Annotated in this window: 14 protein-coding genes; 6 read left to right on the forward strand and 8 right to left on the reverse strand. The window is 55.0% G+C overall.

What is annotated here, in order from left to right; translation table 11 throughout:
• Nucleotides 1-2 precede the first annotated feature (2 nt).
• From ppk1 to purM, 3 genes are all read right to left on the reverse strand, one after another.
• Entirely contained in the window at nt 3-2,063 is a 2,061-nt protein-coding gene (gene ppk1, locus MUU51_RS15115) for a polyphosphate kinase 1 (RefSeq protein ID WP_258968057.1), read from the reverse strand.
• Between the two features lie 191 nt (nt 2,064-2,254).
• Nucleotides 2,255-2,896: a phosphoribosylglycinamide formyltransferase gene (gene purN / locus MUU51_RS15120; protein ID WP_159769877.1), complete on the reverse strand. Its 642-nt coding sequence runs from the start codon at nt 2,894-2,896 to the stop codon at nt 2,255-2,257.
• Entirely contained in the window at nt 2,896-3,933 is a 1,038-nt protein-coding gene (purM, locus tag MUU51_RS15125) for a phosphoribosylformylglycinamidine cyclo-ligase (protein ID WP_159769880.1), read from the reverse strand. The genes purN and purM overlap by 1 nt, the downstream gene beginning before the upstream one ends.
• A gap of 254 nt (nt 3,934-4,187) precedes the next feature.
• Between purM and bglK the strand changes: the two genes are divergently transcribed.
• The 5 genes from bglK to MUU51_RS15150 all read left to right on the forward strand — a co-directional run bounded on the left by bglK (nt 4,188) and on the right by MUU51_RS15150 (nt 9,508).
• Complete coding sequence (bglK, locus tag MUU51_RS15130) at nt 4,188-5,063, forward strand: beta-glucoside kinase BglK (protein ID WP_159769883.1); 876 nt, start codon at nt 4,188-4,190, stop codon at nt 5,061-5,063.
• A gap of 13 nt (nt 5,064-5,076) precedes the next feature.
• Complete coding sequence (locus tag MUU51_RS15135; protein ID WP_133460503.1) at nt 5,077-6,507, forward strand: 6-phospho-beta-glucosidase; 1,431 nt, start codon at nt 5,077-5,079, stop codon at nt 6,505-6,507.
• 193 nt (nt 6,508-6,700) lie between these two features.
• Entirely contained in the window at nt 6,701-7,327 is a 627-nt protein-coding gene (gene upp / locus MUU51_RS15140) for a uracil phosphoribosyltransferase (RefSeq protein ID WP_159760663.1), read from the forward strand.
• A 94-nt stretch (nt 7,328-7,421) separates the two neighbouring features.
• Nucleotides 7,422-8,708 (forward strand): uracil permease, encoded by a 1,287-nt coding sequence (gene uraA, locus MUU51_RS15145; RefSeq protein ID WP_258968058.1) that lies wholly within the window; start codon nt 7,422-7,424, stop codon nt 8,706-8,708.
• A gap of 98 nt (nt 8,709-8,806) precedes the next feature.
• Entirely contained in the window at nt 8,807-9,508 is a 702-nt protein-coding gene (locus MUU51_RS15150) for a DnaA inactivator Hda (RefSeq protein ID WP_159770774.1), read from the forward strand.
• A gap of 32 nt (nt 9,509-9,540) precedes the next feature.
• Here the strand turns inward: MUU51_RS15150 and MUU51_RS15155 are convergent, their stop codons facing one another.
• Genes MUU51_RS15155 through celB form a run of 3 tightly spaced genes read right to left on the reverse strand, consistent with a single transcriptional unit; the run spans nt 9,541 to nt 13,259 of the window.
• A complete protein-coding gene (locus MUU51_RS15155) occupies nt 9,541-10,983 on the reverse strand; it encodes a leucyl aminopeptidase family protein (protein WP_258968247.1) in 1,443 nt (480 codons plus the stop codon).
• Entirely contained in the window at nt 10,984-11,937 is a 954-nt protein-coding gene (locus MUU51_RS15160) for a glycosylasparaginase (protein ID WP_159769892.1), read from the reverse strand.
• A 2-nt stretch (nt 11,938-11,939) separates the two neighbouring features.
• Nucleotides 11,940-13,259: a PTS cellobiose transporter subunit IIC gene (gene celB / locus MUU51_RS15165; protein WP_159769895.1), complete on the reverse strand. Its 1,320-nt coding sequence runs from the start codon at nt 13,257-13,259 to the stop codon at nt 11,940-11,942.
• Nucleotides 13,260-13,415: 156 nt separating this feature from the next.
• Here celB and MUU51_RS15170 point away from each other — a divergent pair, with 156 nt between their 5' ends.
• Nucleotides 13,416-14,246 (forward strand): helix-turn-helix domain-containing protein, encoded by an 831-nt coding sequence (locus tag MUU51_RS15170; protein ID WP_258968059.1) that lies wholly within the window; start codon nt 13,416-13,418, stop codon nt 14,244-14,246.
• On the opposite strand, the gene arsC is transcribed toward MUU51_RS15170, so the two are convergent.
• Nucleotides 14,239-14,595 carry an arsenate reductase (glutaredoxin) gene (arsC, locus tag MUU51_RS15175; protein WP_159769901.1) on the reverse strand — a complete coding sequence of 119 codons (357 nt, stop codon included), beginning with the start codon at nt 14,593-14,595 and terminating at the stop codon, nt 14,239-14,241. The genes MUU51_RS15170 and arsC overlap by 8 nt on opposite strands.
• 9 nt (nt 14,596-14,604) lie before the next feature.
• Nucleotides 14,605-16,068 (reverse strand): beta-barrel assembly-enhancing protease, encoded by a 1,464-nt coding sequence (gene bepA, locus MUU51_RS15180; protein ID WP_159769904.1) that lies wholly within the window; start codon nt 16,066-16,068, stop codon nt 14,605-14,607.
• Nucleotides 16,069-16,282 lie beyond the last annotated feature (214 nt).

Consider the following 16,282-nt stretch of genomic DNA (forward strand, 5'->3'; position numbering starts at 1 on the left):
AATTAATCGGGCTGCTCAAGTGATTTAATGTAGTCGTAGATCGCCAGCTGTGACCGGACTTTGCGGCGGTTGCCGCGGGGCACGTAACGATTACTCAGTTCTTTGTCGATAAAACGGGCTTTCACAGTATCGCTAAATTGCAGATCGACGATATCCAGCACCTGTTGTTTCAGGCGTGGATCGAGGATCGGCGTAGCGACTTCAATTCGGTAATCGATATTGCGTGTCATCCAGTCAGCGGAAGAGAGCCACACTTTTTTCGTGCCGCCATCTTCAAAAATATACAGCCTGTCGTGCTCAAGATAACGGTCAACGATACTGATGACGTTAATATTTTCGCTAATGCCTTCGAGTTGAGGAATAAGCGAACACATGCCGCGCACCAGCAGATTCACCGGCACGCCGGAACTTGATGCCGCATACAGACGATCGACCAGGCCTTTGTCGACCAGGTTGTTCAGCTTCAGGGTGATCCCCGATGGGCGACCGTTCTGAGCGTGGGCAATTTCGTTGTCGATCATGTCATACAACAGGCGACGTGAGTTTTGCGGCGAGACCATCAGATAATCGAAATTCACCGGACGGTACGGGTTCTCAATGAAGTTAAATACCCGGCGGACTTCGTTGGTGATCCGCGCATCGGCGGTCAGCAGTGAATAGTCGGTATAAATTCGGGCGGTTTTTTCGTTGAAGTTACCGGTGCCGATATGCGCATAGCGCACCACATCGTCACCTTCCTTACGAGAGATAAGGAACAGTTTGGCGTGAATTTTCAGGCCTGGCGCAGAGAAGATAACGTGTACACCGGCTTCCGTCAGGCGCTTCGCCCAATGGATGTTGGCTTCTTCGTCAAAGCGCGCTTGCAGCTCAACGACGACCGTCACTTTTTTACCGTTGTGCGCTGCGTGGATCATCGAATCAATAATGCGCGAATCTTTTGCCACGCGGTAAATATTGATTTTGATGGCCAGCACGCTCGGGTCAAACGAGGCCTGACGCAGCAGTTCCAGCACGTGCTCAAAGGTGTGATACGGGTAATAAAGCAGCACATCGCGCTGACGAATGGCGTCGAAACCGTTGCGGAATTTATCGAACCAGATATGGCGCAGGCGCGGCAGCGGTTTGTTAACCAGGTTGGCTTTACCGACGTTCGGGAAGCTAATGAAATCTTTAAAGTTATGGTAGCGACCGCCCGGCACGATGGAGTCATAACGGGTGATGGCGAATTTCTTACGCAGCATCTCGACCATCGCATCAGGCATATCGCGCTGATACACAAAGCGTACCGGCTCAGCCGTCAGGCGCTGTTTCAGGCTCGAGGACATCAACTCCATCAGGCTCGATTCCATCTCGTGCACCAGGTCGTACTCGGCATCACGGGTCATTTTCATCGAGTAGGCATTCAGGGCGTCGTAATCGAAGAAGCCCTGGAAGATATCGTCCAGGCAGTAGCGCAGAATGTTGTCGAGCAGGATCATCGGTTTGCGGCGGCGCGGGGTTTCCGGCGGCAAATTGACGAAACGCGGCACTTTATCCGACGGGATTTCCAGCAGGGCGTAGCTAATTTCTTCGCCGCGAATAATTTCTACTGCCAGATAGGTGTAATCATCTTTCAAGAACTGGACTAAATCCGTTTCGCGATTAATCAGAATCGGCGTGATGTGCTGGCGCAGGTAATGTTTGAAGTAGTGGCGTAACCAGCTTTGCTGATTGACCGATAACTGACGCTCGTTAATCAGGAAAATTTGATTGCGCGCCATTTCGAGCAACAGCTCGTTATAAAGACTGTCAAATTCCTGGTCGGCTTTCAGCACGCGGGCCTGAATTTTTCCCAGAAGATGGCGGGAATGGGCGGTGAGGCCTTGTTCTTCACTGATGATAATGCGGCGTTTGAGTTCGGCAAAACGCACTTTATAGAACTCATCAAGGTTATTGGAGTAGATCCCCAAAAAACGCATGCGTTCTATCAACGGGTTGCTTTTATCCGCTGCTTCCTGGAGAACGCGCTCGTTAAAGGATAACCAGCTCAGTTCTTTTTCGATATAAAGCTTATCCTGACCCATTACTACTCACACTCCGGTTGATTGACGCGGACAGCCCTCACATTATGGCGAGCTTTGACCAGTGATGTCCAACTGTGCCAGGTAAGTATGACAATAATCTGTTTGTCGTGAACCTGCGATAACGTTTTTTTATTATTCAGCGGTATGGGAGAGGGGAAAAGCGCCTGTCGCGATGGACAGGCGGCCTGCAACTACGCCTCGGAGGCGTAGCCTTGCGCGGGGAGCTGAACACCGTCCAGCCATGCGCTGTTGTCTTTCATTGCCAGACGTCCGTCGACAAACCAGCTCACCACCAGCGGGTAAATGGCGTGCTCCTGGTGCTGAACGCGAGCGGTAATGTCATCTTCCGTGTCACCGGCGAACACCGGCACGTTGGCCTGTAAAATAACCGGGCCGCCGTCGAGTTCGTCCGTCACGAAGTGCACGGAGGTGCCGTGCTCTTCGTCGCCGTTTTCCAGCACCTGACGATGGGTATTCAGGCCGGGGTATTTCGGCAGCAGGGAAGGGTGGATATTCAGCAGACGCCCATGATAATGCGCCACGAACGCCGGACTCAGAATGCGCATGTAGCCTGCCAGCACCACAACATCAGGGGCGTAGGCGTCAATTTCCTGAATCAGCTCGCGGTCAAATGCTTCGCGGTTGGGAAACTGACTGGCGCTCAGCGCATGCGCCGGGATCGTTGCTTCACGGGCGCGCTCAAGGCCGAACGCGTCGGCCTTATTGCTGAAAACAGCCCGCAGGGTGCCATTGATTTTCTTCTGCTTGCAGGCGTCGATAATCGCCTGCAAATTGCTTCCGTTACCAGAAATCAGCACCACAATATTTTTCATTACTCGATGACCACACGCTGTTCAGAATCGGATGCTTTGATATAGCCGATTTTCCACGCGTTTTCACCTTTCTCATTCATCAGCGCGATAGCGTTATCGGCTTCTGCGGCTGGCAGCGCAATCAACATGCCCACGCCACAGTTGAAGGTGCGATACATCTCATGTTGGCTAACGTTACCGGCGGTTTGCAGCCAGTTAAATACGGACGGCCATTGCCACGAGGATTCGTCGATCACGGCCTGAGTGTTGTCCGGCAGCACGCGCGGAATGTTCTCCCAGAAGCCGCCGCCGGTGAGGTGCGCGATGGCGTGCACGTCGACGCTGGCAATCAGTTCCAGAATATTTTTCACGTAGATACGGGTGGGTGCCAGCAGGTGATCGGCCAGGGGTTTGCCGTCGAGTTCCGTGGTTTCTGGATTGGTGTCGCTGACTTCAAGGATTTTACGCACCAGCGAATAGCCGTTGGAGTGCGGACCGCTGGAGCCGAGAGCCACCAGCACGTCGCCATCGGCCACTTTGCTGCCGTCGATGATTTCGGATTTCTCAACCACGCCCACGCAGAAACCGGCCACGTCGTAATCTTCGCCATGATACATACCCGGCATTTCAGCAGTTTCCCCGCCCACCAGCGCACAGCCGGACTGCAGGCAGCCTTCGGCGATGCCGGTGATAACGCTGGATGCAACGTCCACGTCCAGCTTGCCGGTCGCGTAGTAATCAAGGAAGAACAGCGGCTCAGCGCCCTGTACCACCAGGTCGTTCACGCACATTGCCACCAGATCGATGCCGATGGTGTCGTGACGCTTAAGATCCATTGCCAGGCGCAGCTTAGTGCCAACGCCATCCGTACCGGAAACCAGCACCGGCTCACGATATTTTTGCGGCAGTGCGCACAGTGCGCCAAATCCACCCAGGCCACCCATTACTTCCGGGCGGCGGGTTTTCTTCACCACACCTTTGATTCGGTCAACCAGAGCATTACCCGCGTCAATATCAACACCGGCATCTTTATAGCTGAGAGAGGTTTTGTCGGTCACTGCAAGTCTCCACGAATGGCGTTAGCAAATAAAATCGGCGCCATTCTAACAGCCTAAGCAAACGTTTGCGAGCCTGGGCGCGGGATATCTTTTGTTGACGTTTTTTTACACACTTTCAGCATTCGTTCAGTCAAATTTGAACCCGTTCACGAAAATGAAACCGGGTACATTTTAATGCTTGCAGGTTATTGCTACAGCACACAATATTCCACTGAAACCGGTTTCTGAAATTGCCGTCAGGAGGAGTAAAGCACATGCACATTGCCGCGTTTGATATTGGTGGCACGGCGCTCAAAATGGGCGTAGTGACCGTCGAAGGGGCGATCGTCGCGAAAGGGAAAGTGACCATCAAAGACAGCGACGGTGAGGCTATTCTGCAAGGCATTCTCAGCTGGCTGGAGGCGCATCCGGAATGTGAAGGCATCGCCATCAGCGCGCCTGGCTACGTCAATCCTCACACCGGTTTCATTGAAATGGGCGGGGCTATTCGCAAATTCGACCAGTTCGGCATTAAAGCGTGGCTCGAAGAACGCACCCGTCTGCCGGTCGCCATTGAAAACGACGCCAACTGCGTGCTGCTCGCCGAACGCTGGCAGGGCAAAGCGGCAGAGATGAGTGACTTTCTGGTGCTGACGATTGGCACCGGCATCGGCGGCGCGATTTTCTGCAATAACCAGCTGGTACGCGGCGCGCGTTTTCGCGGCGGTGAATTTGGCTACATGTTTACCGACCGCCCCGGCAGTCGGCAGCCGACGCACTACACCATGAATGCCACCTGCACGCTGCGTGTTCTGCGCAACCGCTATGCGAACCATATCGGAAAACCGCTCGATGAGGTCAGTGGCGAAGAGATATTCGACGCCTGCGATGCGGGAGACGCGGTTTGCCAGCGGCTGGTGAACGATTTTTTCAACGGCATCGCCAGCGGCCTGTACAACCTGGTCAATCTGTTCGACCCGCAAACTATTCTGCTCGGCGGCGGTATCACCGAACGCCCGGGCTTCCTGCAACAACTGAAACAGCATCTCGCCTGGTTCGGTATTGATGAATACGTTGATACCGTCAGCCACGGCAACGACGCCGGTTTACTCGGCGCGGTTTACCATTTTAATCAGCAGTCTGAATGTTAAAGAGGGAGTTGTTATGTCCGGATTTAAAAGCGATTTTCTGTGGGGCGGTGCTGTTGCGGCGCATCAGCTGGAAGGCGGCTGGAAAGAGGGCGGAAAAGGCCCGAGCGTTGCCGATGTGATGACCGCCGGGGCCCACGGCGTAGCGCGTGAAATTACCGACGGCGTGCTGCCTGGAAAAAACTACCCGAACCATGACGCGATCGATTTCTATCACCGCTATAAAGACGACATCAAACTGTTTGCCGAAATGGGCTTCAAATGTTTCCGCACCTCGATTGCCTGGACGCGTCTGTTCCCGAAAGGTGACGAGCTGGAGCCGAACGAAGCGGGCCTGAAATTCTACGACGACCTGTTCGACGAATGCCTGAAATACGGCATCGAGCCGGTGATTACGCTGTCGCACTTCGAAATGCCGTATCACCTGGTGAAAGAGTACGGCGGCTGGCGTAACCGTAAAGTCATCGACTTCTTTGTGCGCTTTGCGAAAGTGGCGTTCGAGCGCTATCAGCACAAAGTGAAGTACTGGATGACCTTCAACGAAATCAACAACCAGGCAAATTTCCACGAAGATTTCGCGCCGTTTACCAACTCCGGCATCAAGTACGAAGAGGGTGAGGATCGCGAGCCGATTATGTATCAGGCGGCGCACTATGAGCTGGTCGCCAGTGCGCTGGCGGTGAAAGTGGCGCGTGAGATTAACCCATCGCTGCAAGTCGGTTGCATGATTGCGATGTGCCCGATTTACCCACTGACCTGCGCGCCGGACGACATGATGATGGCAATGAACGCGATGCATCGTCGTTACTGGTTCACCGATGTGCATGTGCGCGGCAAATATCCGCAGCATCTGCTGAACTACTTCGAGCGTCGTGGTTTTGAGCTTGATATCACCGCAGAAGACAACGCCGCGCTGAAACAGGGCTGTGTCGATTACATCGGCTTCAGCTACTACATGTCTTTCGCCACCAAGGCGACGGCTGACAACCCGCAGCTCGACTACGATGAAACCACCAGCCTGGTTTCCAACCCGTACGTGAAAAAATCGGACTGGGGCTGGCAGATTGATCCGGTTGGCCTGCGTTATTCACTGAACTGGTTCTGGGATCACTATCAGCTTCCGCTGTTCATTGTGGAAAACGGCTTCGGCGCCATCGACGTGCGTGAAAACGACGGCAGCGTAAACGATCAGTACCGCATTGATTATCTCTCCGCCCACATCGCCGAAATGAAAAAAGCAGTGGTGGAAGACGGCGTGGACCTGATGGGTTATACCCCATGGGGCTGTATCGACCTCGTCTCTGCCGGAACCGGTGAGATGAAAAAACGTTACGGATTTATCTATGTCGATAAAGATAATGAAGGCAACGGCACCCTGGAACGTAGCCGCAAAAAATCTTTTGCGTGGTATCAAAAGGTTATCAGCAGCAACGGCGAATCGCTCTAATTTTGCGCGATTGATTCACTGAAAGATAAAACCTCGCTTCGGCGGGGTTTATTTTTATCCTTACTTTATAATGAGTAACAATGTGTTAATCACTTTGCTTGATCCCCGTCAATGAGAACGGGTATGGCGCTGCCTGCAAAAAGCGGTATAATCCGGCGATTTTTTTGTGGTTGCCCCTCAGAGGAGAAAGAGAATGAAGATTGTGGAAGTGAAACACCCGCTCGTAAAACACAAGCTGGGCCTGATGCGTGAGCATGACATCAGCACCAAACGCTTCCGTGAACTCGCCTCAGAAGTGGGCAGCTTGCTGACTTATGAAGCAACGTCTGACCTGGAAACTGAAACTGTCACCATTGAAGGCTGGAACGGCCCGGTGCAGGTCGAGCAGATCAAAGGCAAGAAAATTACCGTTGTGCCAATCCTGCGTGCAGGCCTGGGCATGATGGAAGGCGTACTGGAGCACGTTCCGAGTGCGCGTATCAGTGTGGTCGGCATCTACCGTAATGAAGAAACCCTCGAGCCGGTACCGTACTTCCAGAAGCTGGTGTCAAACATCGACGAACGTATGGCGCTGGTGGTTGACCCGATGCTGGCAACCGGCGGCTCTATGATCGCCACTATCGACCTGCTGAAAAACGCAGGTTGCACCAGCATTAAGGTGCTGGTTCTGGTTGCGGCTCCGGAAGGTATTGCAGCGCTGGAGAAAGCGCACCCGGATGTAGAACTCTACACCGCGTCCATTGACCAGGGCCTTAACGAGCACGGATACATTATTCCTGGCCTCGGCGATGCCGGTGACAAGATTTTTGGTACCAAATAAAAGATTCATTAAAAATAGCCGACTTTGAGAGTCGGCTTTTTTTTGACTAAAACACACCAATACAAACAACAACACTCAGACAGAGGATAAACCTATGACGCGCCGCGCTATCGGGGTAAGTGAAAGACCGCCACTTTTGCAGACCATCCCGCTTAGTTTGCAGCATCTGTTCGCCATGTTTGGCGCGACGGTGCTGGTACCTTTCCTGTTTCACATCAACCCGGCAACGGTTCTGCTGTTCAACGGTATCGGCACGCTGATGTATCTGTTCATCTGCAAGGGCAAAATCCCGGCCTATCTCGGTTCAAGCTTTGCGTTTATTTCCCCGGTGCTACTGCTGTTACCTTTGGGCTATGAAGTGGCGCTCGGCGGCTTCATTATGTGCGGCGTGCTGTTCTGCCTGGTGTCGTTCATCGTCAAAAAAGCGGGCACCGGATGGCTGGACGTGATGTTCCCTCCGGCCGCGATGGGGGCGATTGTCGCAGTTATCGGCCTGGAACTGGCGCATGTGGCGGCTGACATGGCTGGCCTGCTTCCAGCGGCGGGTACGGCGCCAAATACCACCAGCATCATGATTTCACTGATAACGTTGGGCGTAACGGTGTTCAGCTCCGTGCTGTTCCGCGGTTTCCTGGCGATCATCCCAATTCTGATTGGCGTGCTGACCGGTTACGCGCTGTCGTTTGCGGTCGGTATCGTAGACACTTCCGCAATTGCACAGGCTCCGTGGTTTGCGTTGCCAACCTTCTACACTCCGCGCTTTGAGTGGTTTGCTATCTTCACTATTCTGCCTGCTGCCCTGGTGGTTATCGCTGAGCACGTCGGCCACCTGGTGGTGACCGCAAACATCGTCAAAAAAGATCTGATCCGCGACCCGGGCCTGCATCGTTCGATGTTTGCCAACGGCCTGTCGACCATCATTTCTGGTTTCTTTGGTTCCACGCCAAATACCACTTACGGTGAAAACATTGGCGTTATGGCCATCACCCGTGTGTACAGCACCTGGGTTATTGGTGGCGCGGCGATTATCGCCATCCTGCTGTCCTGCGTCGGTAAACTGGCTGCGGCGATTCAAATCATTCCGGTCCCGGTTATCGGCGGTGTGTCACTGCTGCTGTACGGGGTGATTGGCGCATCGGGTATTCGCGTTCTGATTGAATCAAAAGTCGATTACAACAAGACGCAAAACCTGATCCTGACCGCCGTTATTCTGATCATCGGCGTCAGCGGGGCGACTGTGCACATCGGTGCAGCAGAGCTGAAAGGCATGGCGCTGGCGACTATCGTGGGTGTGGCCCTGAGCCTTATCTTCAAACTGATAAGCGTTCTGCGCCCGGAAGAAGTGGTGCTTGATCCGGCGGATAGCGATAAAACAGCGTAACGATCGATCAACCGGGTGGGACTTCCCGCCCGGTTCTCTCATTCGCGGATCTTGTGTTACACTCACCGCGTTTTTAGCAGTTCCATGTTGAGGTCACTCTGAACGCTCCGGCTCAGCTCTCTTTGCCACTCTATCTTCCCGACGACGAAACCTTTGCGAGTTTCTGGGCGGGTGATAACTCTTCTTTACTTGCCGCAGTGCAAACCATGCTGCGTCAGGATCACAGCGGATACATTTACGTCTGGTCGCGCGAAGGTGCTGGCCGCAGTCATTTGCTGCACGCAGCGTGCGCCGAGCTTTCACAGCGTGGCGACGCCGTCGGCTATGTTCCGCTGGATAAACGTACCTGGTTCGTCCCGGAGGTGCTGGAAGGCATGGAGCATCTGGCGCTGGTGTGCATCGATAATATCGAATGTGTGGCAGGGGATGAACCGTGGGAAATGGCGATTTTTAATCTGTACAACCGCATTCTCGAATCGGGCAAAACGCGTCTGCTGATCACCGGCGATCGTCCACCACGCCAGCTGAATGTTGCTCTGCCGGATCTCGCGTCTCGTCTCGACTGGGGGCAAATCTACAAGCTGCAACCGCTGTCCGATGAAGACAAACTTCAGGCGTTACAGTTGCGCGCCAAAATGCGTGGGTTTGAGATGCCGGAAGACGTCTGCCGCTTCCTGATGAAGCGCCTCGATCGCGAAACCCGCACCCTGTTTATGACGCTCGATCAGCTCGATCGCGCGTCGATTACCGCTCAACGCAAACTGACCATCCCGTTTGTAAAAGAGATCCTGAAACTGTAGGCCCGGCAAGCAACGCGCCGCCGGGCACGACATCACTTCAAATCATCCAATAGATGCTGCATCAACAGCGGAATTGGTCGGCCTGATGCAACGCTTTTACCACTCTCACGCCACAATGCCGTACCGCTGACATCCAGATGCGCCCACGGAATTTCCGGTGGGCAGAAATGATGTAGCATCCACGCGGCCGACGCGCTGATCGCCGCATTATTCGTCGGCGTATTACACAAATCGGCAATCGCGCTTTCGGTCTGTTTTTTCATTCGTCCGTCGAGCGGCAGCGACCATACCTCGTCGCCGCTTTTTTTCCCGGCCTGAACCAGTTGCTCGCGCAACATCTCGTTTTGCGTCATTAACCCACTCAGCTCATAGCCCAGCGCTTTAACCACTGCACCGGTCAACGTCGCCATATCGATAATGAAACGGGTCTGCGGATGACGCTGGCTGGCCCAGGCAATCGCATCGGCTAGAACCAGACGCCCCTCAGCATCGGTGTTATTGATTTCCACCGTCATCCCATTACAGGCCCGCGCGACGCTGCCGGGCTGCATCGCGTCCGGCCCGATGGCGTTTTCGGCTAGCGCCAATACACCCATCACCCGCACCGGCAGGGCCAGTTCCGCGATACTCAGCATCAGGCCGAGTACGTTTGCCGCGCCGCACATGTCATATTTCATGGTGTACATGCCGGCGCCTTCTTTCAGCCACAGGCCGCCGGTATCAAACGTAATGCCTTTCCCAACGTAGCTGCGCACCGGGCCGTCTTTCGCCCCGTCATAATGAATCGCCAGCAGGCGGGGAGGGCGAGTTGAGCCTTTCCCAACGGCGTGCAGCAGCCCCAGGCCTTGCGCCTGAATGGCGTGTTCATCCAGCACTTCGCAGTACAGTGCAGGAAAACGAGCGCACAGGCGCTGAGCTTCCTCCACCACAAACTGCGGGATACAGGTTTCCGCAGGGATATCCGCCAGGCGACGCGCCGCCAGCATCCCGTTGGCGACCGCATGCTGCTGACGAAATGCCTCATGCAGCGCTTCATTCTGCGATGGCAGGCAGAACCCGGTCAGGCACTTAACCCGCTCGCGCGCCGTTTTGCCGCTTTTCAGGCCAAGATCGTCCAGGCTGTGATCGAGATTGAAAACCCAACGCAGAACAGGATCACGCACGCAGCTTTCAGTGAGCAAGGTACAATCCAGTGCCACGTTTTCGCTGACGGGCTTTTTGAATAACGGGCGCAGAGAGGTAAGCAGTTCTTCGGTCTGCATATCCTGCCACGCGGCGTCAGGAATCATTGTAATGCGGGCAAACGGCAGACAGCCAAATTGACAGTCTGCCAGCTGACCCTTGCGGGCCTGGGCGACCATTTCGGCCAGCAGCGGAATGTCGAACGCTTCCAGCAGCGGGCTGCCAGGTGAGGTAATCAAATGACTGCCGCGCGGTACGGCTGAAGGTTCGGTGACTAAACGAAATTCCATGATTTACTCCTCAATCGGGGCGCGAATACGCGCGGCGTAAGCCTGCATCCATTCGTCATCCACCGGCTGGTAATGGGTTTTCTCCTGACGGCGCTCGGCGCGATACACGGTCAGCGGCTGATTTTCCGTGGCGACCACAAACGAAAACGTTTTGATATTGGTGGCGGCGCCAAACTCCCCGCGGCGATTCATACACACCACCGACAGGTCACCCGCGCGGCCAAAGCGCGACATCAGCTTGTCTTCCAGCTCAAACACCACCGAATCCGCGGCGTCCTGCGGTGACATGCCGCCCGCCATCCGACGCACGATTTCATAGCTGGTGCAGCCTTTCATCAGATCTTCGCCAACGCCGGTAGCCGTTGCCGCGCCTGTTTCACTGTCGCAGTAAAAGCCGGAGCCCATGATCGGCGAATCGCCAATACGCCCGCGTTTTTTCATAAACAGGCCGCTGGTGGAGGTGGCGACGCTCATTGAACCTTGCTGATCGAGCCCGATAATGCCGACCGTGTCGTGCCCATCATACGGGCTGAGGCCTTTATCGAGCGTTTCGCGACAGCGCTTGCGGTAGTGCTGCATTGCGCGATCGGTCAGCATGGTTTTCTCGGCAAAGCCCTGTTCCAGCGCCCATTCGCGGGCGCCCTGGCCGACCAGCAGCGAGTTATAGCGCTGGCGGCTGAGCGCCTGCGCCACGCGAACCGGATTGGCGATATCAATCAGATTGCCGACGGCACCAAACGCCAGGGTGTCACCGTCCATAAAGGCAGCGTCCAGTTCAACCTCGCCGTTTTCGGTCGGAAGCCCGCCGTAGCCGACGGATTTGTAGAGCGGAAAGTCTTCGACGGCTACAACGGCATCCACCACCGCGGAGGAGGCGGCTCTCCCTGCGGCCAGCGCCGACGCTGATTCAGTCACACCTTCCAGCGCCATTCGCCAGGTTGCAATAATTCCCCACATCGTTACGACTCCTGTTTTGCCATCTGGCGAGTTTCATTTTCAGTCAAGATTTCTGCGGCCCGATACTGCTTATCGAGAATGCGCATGAAAGGCAGGTAAAGCATCGCGCCAATCAGTAAATTCAATATTTGCATCACGCTGCCGGAAAGGTGCCCGGTGACGATAAATCCGCTCAGCACCGGCGGCAGCGTCCACGGAATGAACACCCCGGTGGTGACCGCCACTGCGCCAATTTTCATCGCTACGTACTGGATGGTGACCAGTACCAGCGGCACGAGGTTGAACGGGATGAGCATGATCGGGTTCATGATGACCGGCAGACCGAACAGCACCGGTTCATTGATGTTGAATATCGACGCACCAGCGCCGAGGCGGGCCACTTCGCGCATGTTTTTACTGCGTGCGAAAATCAGCATCGCAATAACCAGCGACAGCGTAGCACCCGCCCCACCCATCCAGATCATGTCGAAGAACTGCTCGGTAATGATGTGCGGAGGCGTCACGCCCGCCTGAATGGCGGCGATGTTGTCCGTCTGATTTTCCATCCACAGCGGACGAATAATGCCGTTGATCATCGAGCCGGAGTTAATGCCCACAGACCACAAAATGGTGATGCTAAACACGGTCATCAGCGCACCGAAATACGAGGTGCCGTAGTGGCGAACCGGGGTGGCGACCACTTCATAAATGAACTGGTGAATGGTGTTGTAGTGGGTGTTTTCAAAGCCGATGCGAATGATCAGCACCAGGATCATCACCAGCAGCGCCGGGATCAGCGCCGCGAACGATTCCTGCACCGCAGGTGGCACGCCGTCGGGCATTTTGATAACCAGCTTTTTACGCTTCAGCCAGCAAAACAGCTCGGTCCACAGCAGTGAACCGATCATTGCCACAAACAGGCCTTTGCTGCCGATCCACTCCACCGGCATGACGGTGATACCGCCGTTTTCCGCGACTTTAATAAACGGGGTCAGGATAAGGAAGCTCACCAGCGCCAGAATGCCGCACGACACGCGGTCTTCTTTGTAATGCTCCGCCAGGCGATAGGCCACCAGGAAACTGATAAACAGCGACATGGTGGAGAACACCGCATTAAACGGGATCTCGACAATGCTGCTCCAGCTCTCACCAAAGGTGTGAGACATAAACTGCTGATAGCCCTGATTGGGGAACGACGAAATCACCAGCAGGATCGATCCGACAATGATAAACGGCATGAATGAAACATAGGCACCGCGTATGGCGCACAGATGGCGTTGCTGCGCGGCTTTCGCCGCCAACGGCATCAGTTTGGCTTCTAAAAATCCCAGAACATTGTTCATTGTGAGCTCCGCACGAGACTGACTGTTTGTTTGTGTGTTATGTATGCGGATTATCAGTGAAAGGCAGGCGGTGAAAGGTGAATCCGGTCACAATGCCAGCGCGTGACTGATATAAATCTCATATGATTAGTTTTGAATGTTCATCAGGAATTGACGATGGAAATTAAGCTGCATGCGAATGCCACTACCACGCCGCGCGTGCGTCGTTACCTTCAGCAGTCTGATAAAAGCGACCGTGAACTGGCGAAAGAGCTCGGCATTTCAGTTACTACCGTCCGGCGCTGGCGCAATCGCGAGCAAACGGGTGACAGGCACACCACGCCACATGTGGTACACAAAGTAATGAGACTTGAACAGGTGGCGCTGGTAAATGCGCTGCGTGACACCCTGTATGCGCCGCTTGATGAACTGCTGTTTATGGTTAATGAAGGCTTGGGTATTCCGATTTCTCGCGCCACGTTGAACCGCTATTTGCGGCCTGCGCATCAGCGGAAAAAGGCCGCACCGCAGGGGAAAAAAGCACTGAAGGCGGGCGCAGTGCCGAATACGCTAACGCTACATTATCGGCGGCTGTCGATGACCATGGACGACGGTGGTGACCACCATTTGCTGTGGGCGCGTGAACCGCTGAGCGGCTGGTGTCACGCCCGGGTCTATTCCGGTATTTCGTTACCGCTGGTTGAGAACTGGCTGCAGGAAACGCTGTCGCGCTGTCCGGCTGATATTCAATGTCTTGAGACTGAGCAGGTAAGGTGGCTTGATATTGACGCGCCGGGCGTGAAAGTTTCCCATCTGCCGCAGCCCACAGCGAGCACGATTACCTTTACGGAAGCCCTGCGTACGCTGGTTCCTGTCGCGAAGGAGCCGGATGCGCTGGTGCAGCAGTTGAGTGTCTTATGGAATACCGGGAAAACGCAGAAGAAATTGGGAGAGAATACGCCGCAGGGCTTTTTAGAAGCTTACGCTGCGGCATCAAAACCTAGATAATTTCCAGCACTTGTTCCGGCGGGCGCCCAATTCGCGCCTGACCGTTTTTCACCACGATTGGGCGTTCAATCAGCTTCGGATGGGCAATCATCGCTTCAATCAGTGCGTTTTCACTGAGCGCGCTGTCTGCCAGATTCAGTTCTTTATATAAGTCTTCTTTCTGACGCATCAGCTCACGGGCGCTGGTCATGCCGAGCATTTTCAGCAGGTTTTTCAGCGTCGCCGCATCGGGCGGCGTGTCGAGATACAGCACCACGTCCGGCTCCACGCCGTTGTCTTTCAGCAGCGCTAAGGTTTCACGGCTCTTGGAACAGCGTGGGTTGTGGTAAATCTGGACCGCTTGAGTCATTGGGTGTCCTTACATTTTTGAATAGGGTTTAAACGTTTCCTGCAGCTGACGGAACTGGTCAATGCGTGCGTCATAACGTGCCTGCTGCAGACTGCCGAGTTTGACCTGGGCGCTGGCACTGCTGAGCAGGGAAATAGACTGATCGAGTCGACCGACCAGCGCCATACCTTCTGCCCGCGCCGCCAGCTCCTGATCGCGATTGCCGAGCTTGCCTTCTGCCTGCGCCAGTAAATCCCAACCGTTAACATCGTCTTTATAGGCAAAGGTGTAGCGATTAAGCAGCGTGCCCGCTTCCGCCGGATTTCCGGACTGGAGCAGGGCGTTAGCCAGGTTCAACTGAAGCACCGGACTGTTGCGTAACTCTTTCGCCGCTTTCAGACGGTTAACGGCTTCAGCGTTTTTGTTCTGGCCCAGCGAAATGTCCGTTGCGAGATCGAGATACCAGACATTTTGTGGATTGGCGGTTAACAGTGGCTGCAATTGCTTGCTGGCCTCAACATAGTTATTGGCCTCCATCGCCTGAAGGGCGCGGCCATACTGCGCGGCGTGCTGCTCGCGAATATTGCCTTTGGACCAGCTGTCGAGCAGGTCGCTGCTGAGCTGGTTCTGACCGTTGTTATACATGCCAAGCGTACGCGCCTTCGCCATGTAGAAATCTTCGGAAGACTGCACCACTACTGGACGCATCTGGTTGGCGCGGTTACGTGCATCCGACAGACGGCTTTCTGGCAGGGGGTGCGTCAGCAGCATTTCGGGTGGTCTGGAAGAGTAGCGCGACTGATCCATCAGCTTGTCCATAAACTGCGGCATACCCTGCGGGTCGAAACCGGAACGCTGCAACACCTGAATGCCGATGCGGTCAGCTTCTTCTTCGTTCTGGCGGGTAAAGCTAATTAGCCCCTGCTGCGTGCCCGCCAGCGTACCGGTTAACGCCGCCATACCGGCCTGCGGGCTGGCCATTGCCAGCAGAATCGACCCCAGCGCACCGACCCAGGTCAGCGGCGCGTTACGCTTTTGGTCTTCCATTGCGCGCGCCAGATGGCGTTGAGTAACGTGCGAAATTTCGTGCGCCATCACGGAAGCCAGCTGGCTTTCGGTGTCGGCATAGCGGAACAGCGCCGAGTGCAGGACCACGTTTCCGCCGAAGAAGGCGAAGGCGTTCAGCTCGTCGTTGTTAATTAAGAAGAAATGGAACGGCGTACGCACCGAGTTGGCATGAGATACCAGGCGCATCCCGAGGCCGTTAATGTACTGAACCAGCAGTGGATCGTTAATCAGCGGCGCACTGCCGCGCAGTTGGCGCACGTAAAAGTCGCCCATCTGCATCTCTTGTCCGATGGAGAGCGTGCTTCCTGCGGTGGTGCCCATATCCGGCAGTGAATCTGCGGAGTCCGCAAAGGCAGGCAAGGCCTGGCTTAGGGTCAACGACGCGATGAGAGTCGCAACCAGCGTTTTTTTTAACTGCCTGAACATAACTCGGTCCTGTATGTAGGGTGTGCCAGTTTGACCGACAACGCGGCGTAACGTTCCACTGTCGGCTGCACTGGCAGTTTAGCTGGCTGTGAGACGCCTGAATATACCCTTGCGAGACTTTTGCTACTGGGTGCGGTGCCGCGCAAAAAGCACAGGCAATTTTGTGACATTTCGATACAATTCACGCGGGCCTTTTGCCCGCCATTCAGGGAAC

It is taken from the genome of Scandinavium manionii (genome assembly GCF_024764775.1).
GTDB classification, from domain to species: Bacteria; Pseudomonadota; Gammaproteobacteria; order Enterobacterales; family Enterobacteriaceae; genus Scandinavium; species Scandinavium manionii.

What these genes read in the sequence shown, in the direction of transcription:
- ppk1 (WP_258968057.1), bottom strand. Translation starts at nt 2,063, where the DNA reads ATGGGTCAGGATAAGCTTTATATCGAAAAAGAACTGAGCTGGTTATCC.
- MUU51_RS15135 (WP_133460503.1), top strand. Translation starts at nt 5,077, where the DNA reads ATGTCCGGATTTAAAAGCGATTTTCTGTGGGGCGGTGCTGTTGCGGCG.
- celB (WP_159769895.1), bottom strand. Translation starts at nt 13,259, where the DNA reads ATGAACAATGTTCTGGGATTTTTAGAAGCCAAACTGATGCCGTTGGCG.
- uraA (WP_258968058.1), top strand. Translation starts at nt 7,422, where the DNA reads ATGACGCGCCGCGCTATCGGGGTAAGTGAAAGACCGCCACTTTTGCAG.
- purN (WP_159769877.1), bottom strand. Translation starts at nt 2,896, where the DNA reads ATGAAAAATATTGTGGTGCTGATTTCTGGTAACGGAAGCAATTTGCAG.
- arsC (WP_159769901.1), bottom strand. Translation starts at nt 14,595, where the DNA reads ATGACTCAAGCGGTCCAGATTTACCACAACCCACGCTGTTCCAAGAGC.
- bglK (WP_159769883.1), top strand. Translation starts at nt 4,188, where the DNA reads ATGCACATTGCCGCGTTTGATATTGGTGGCACGGCGCTCAAAATGGGC.
- upp (WP_159760663.1), top strand. Translation starts at nt 6,701, where the DNA reads ATGAAGATTGTGGAAGTGAAACACCCGCTCGTAAAACACAAGCTGGGC.
- bepA (WP_159769904.1), bottom strand. Translation starts at nt 16,068, where the DNA reads ATGTTCAGGCAGTTAAAAAAAACGCTGGTTGCGACTCTCATCGCGTCG.
- MUU51_RS15170 (WP_258968059.1), top strand. Translation starts at nt 13,416, where the DNA reads ATGGAAATTAAGCTGCATGCGAATGCCACTACCACGCCGCGCGTGCGT.
- MUU51_RS15160 (WP_159769892.1), bottom strand. Translation starts at nt 11,937, where the DNA reads ATGTGGGGAATTATTGCAACCTGGCGAATGGCGCTGGAAGGTGTGACT.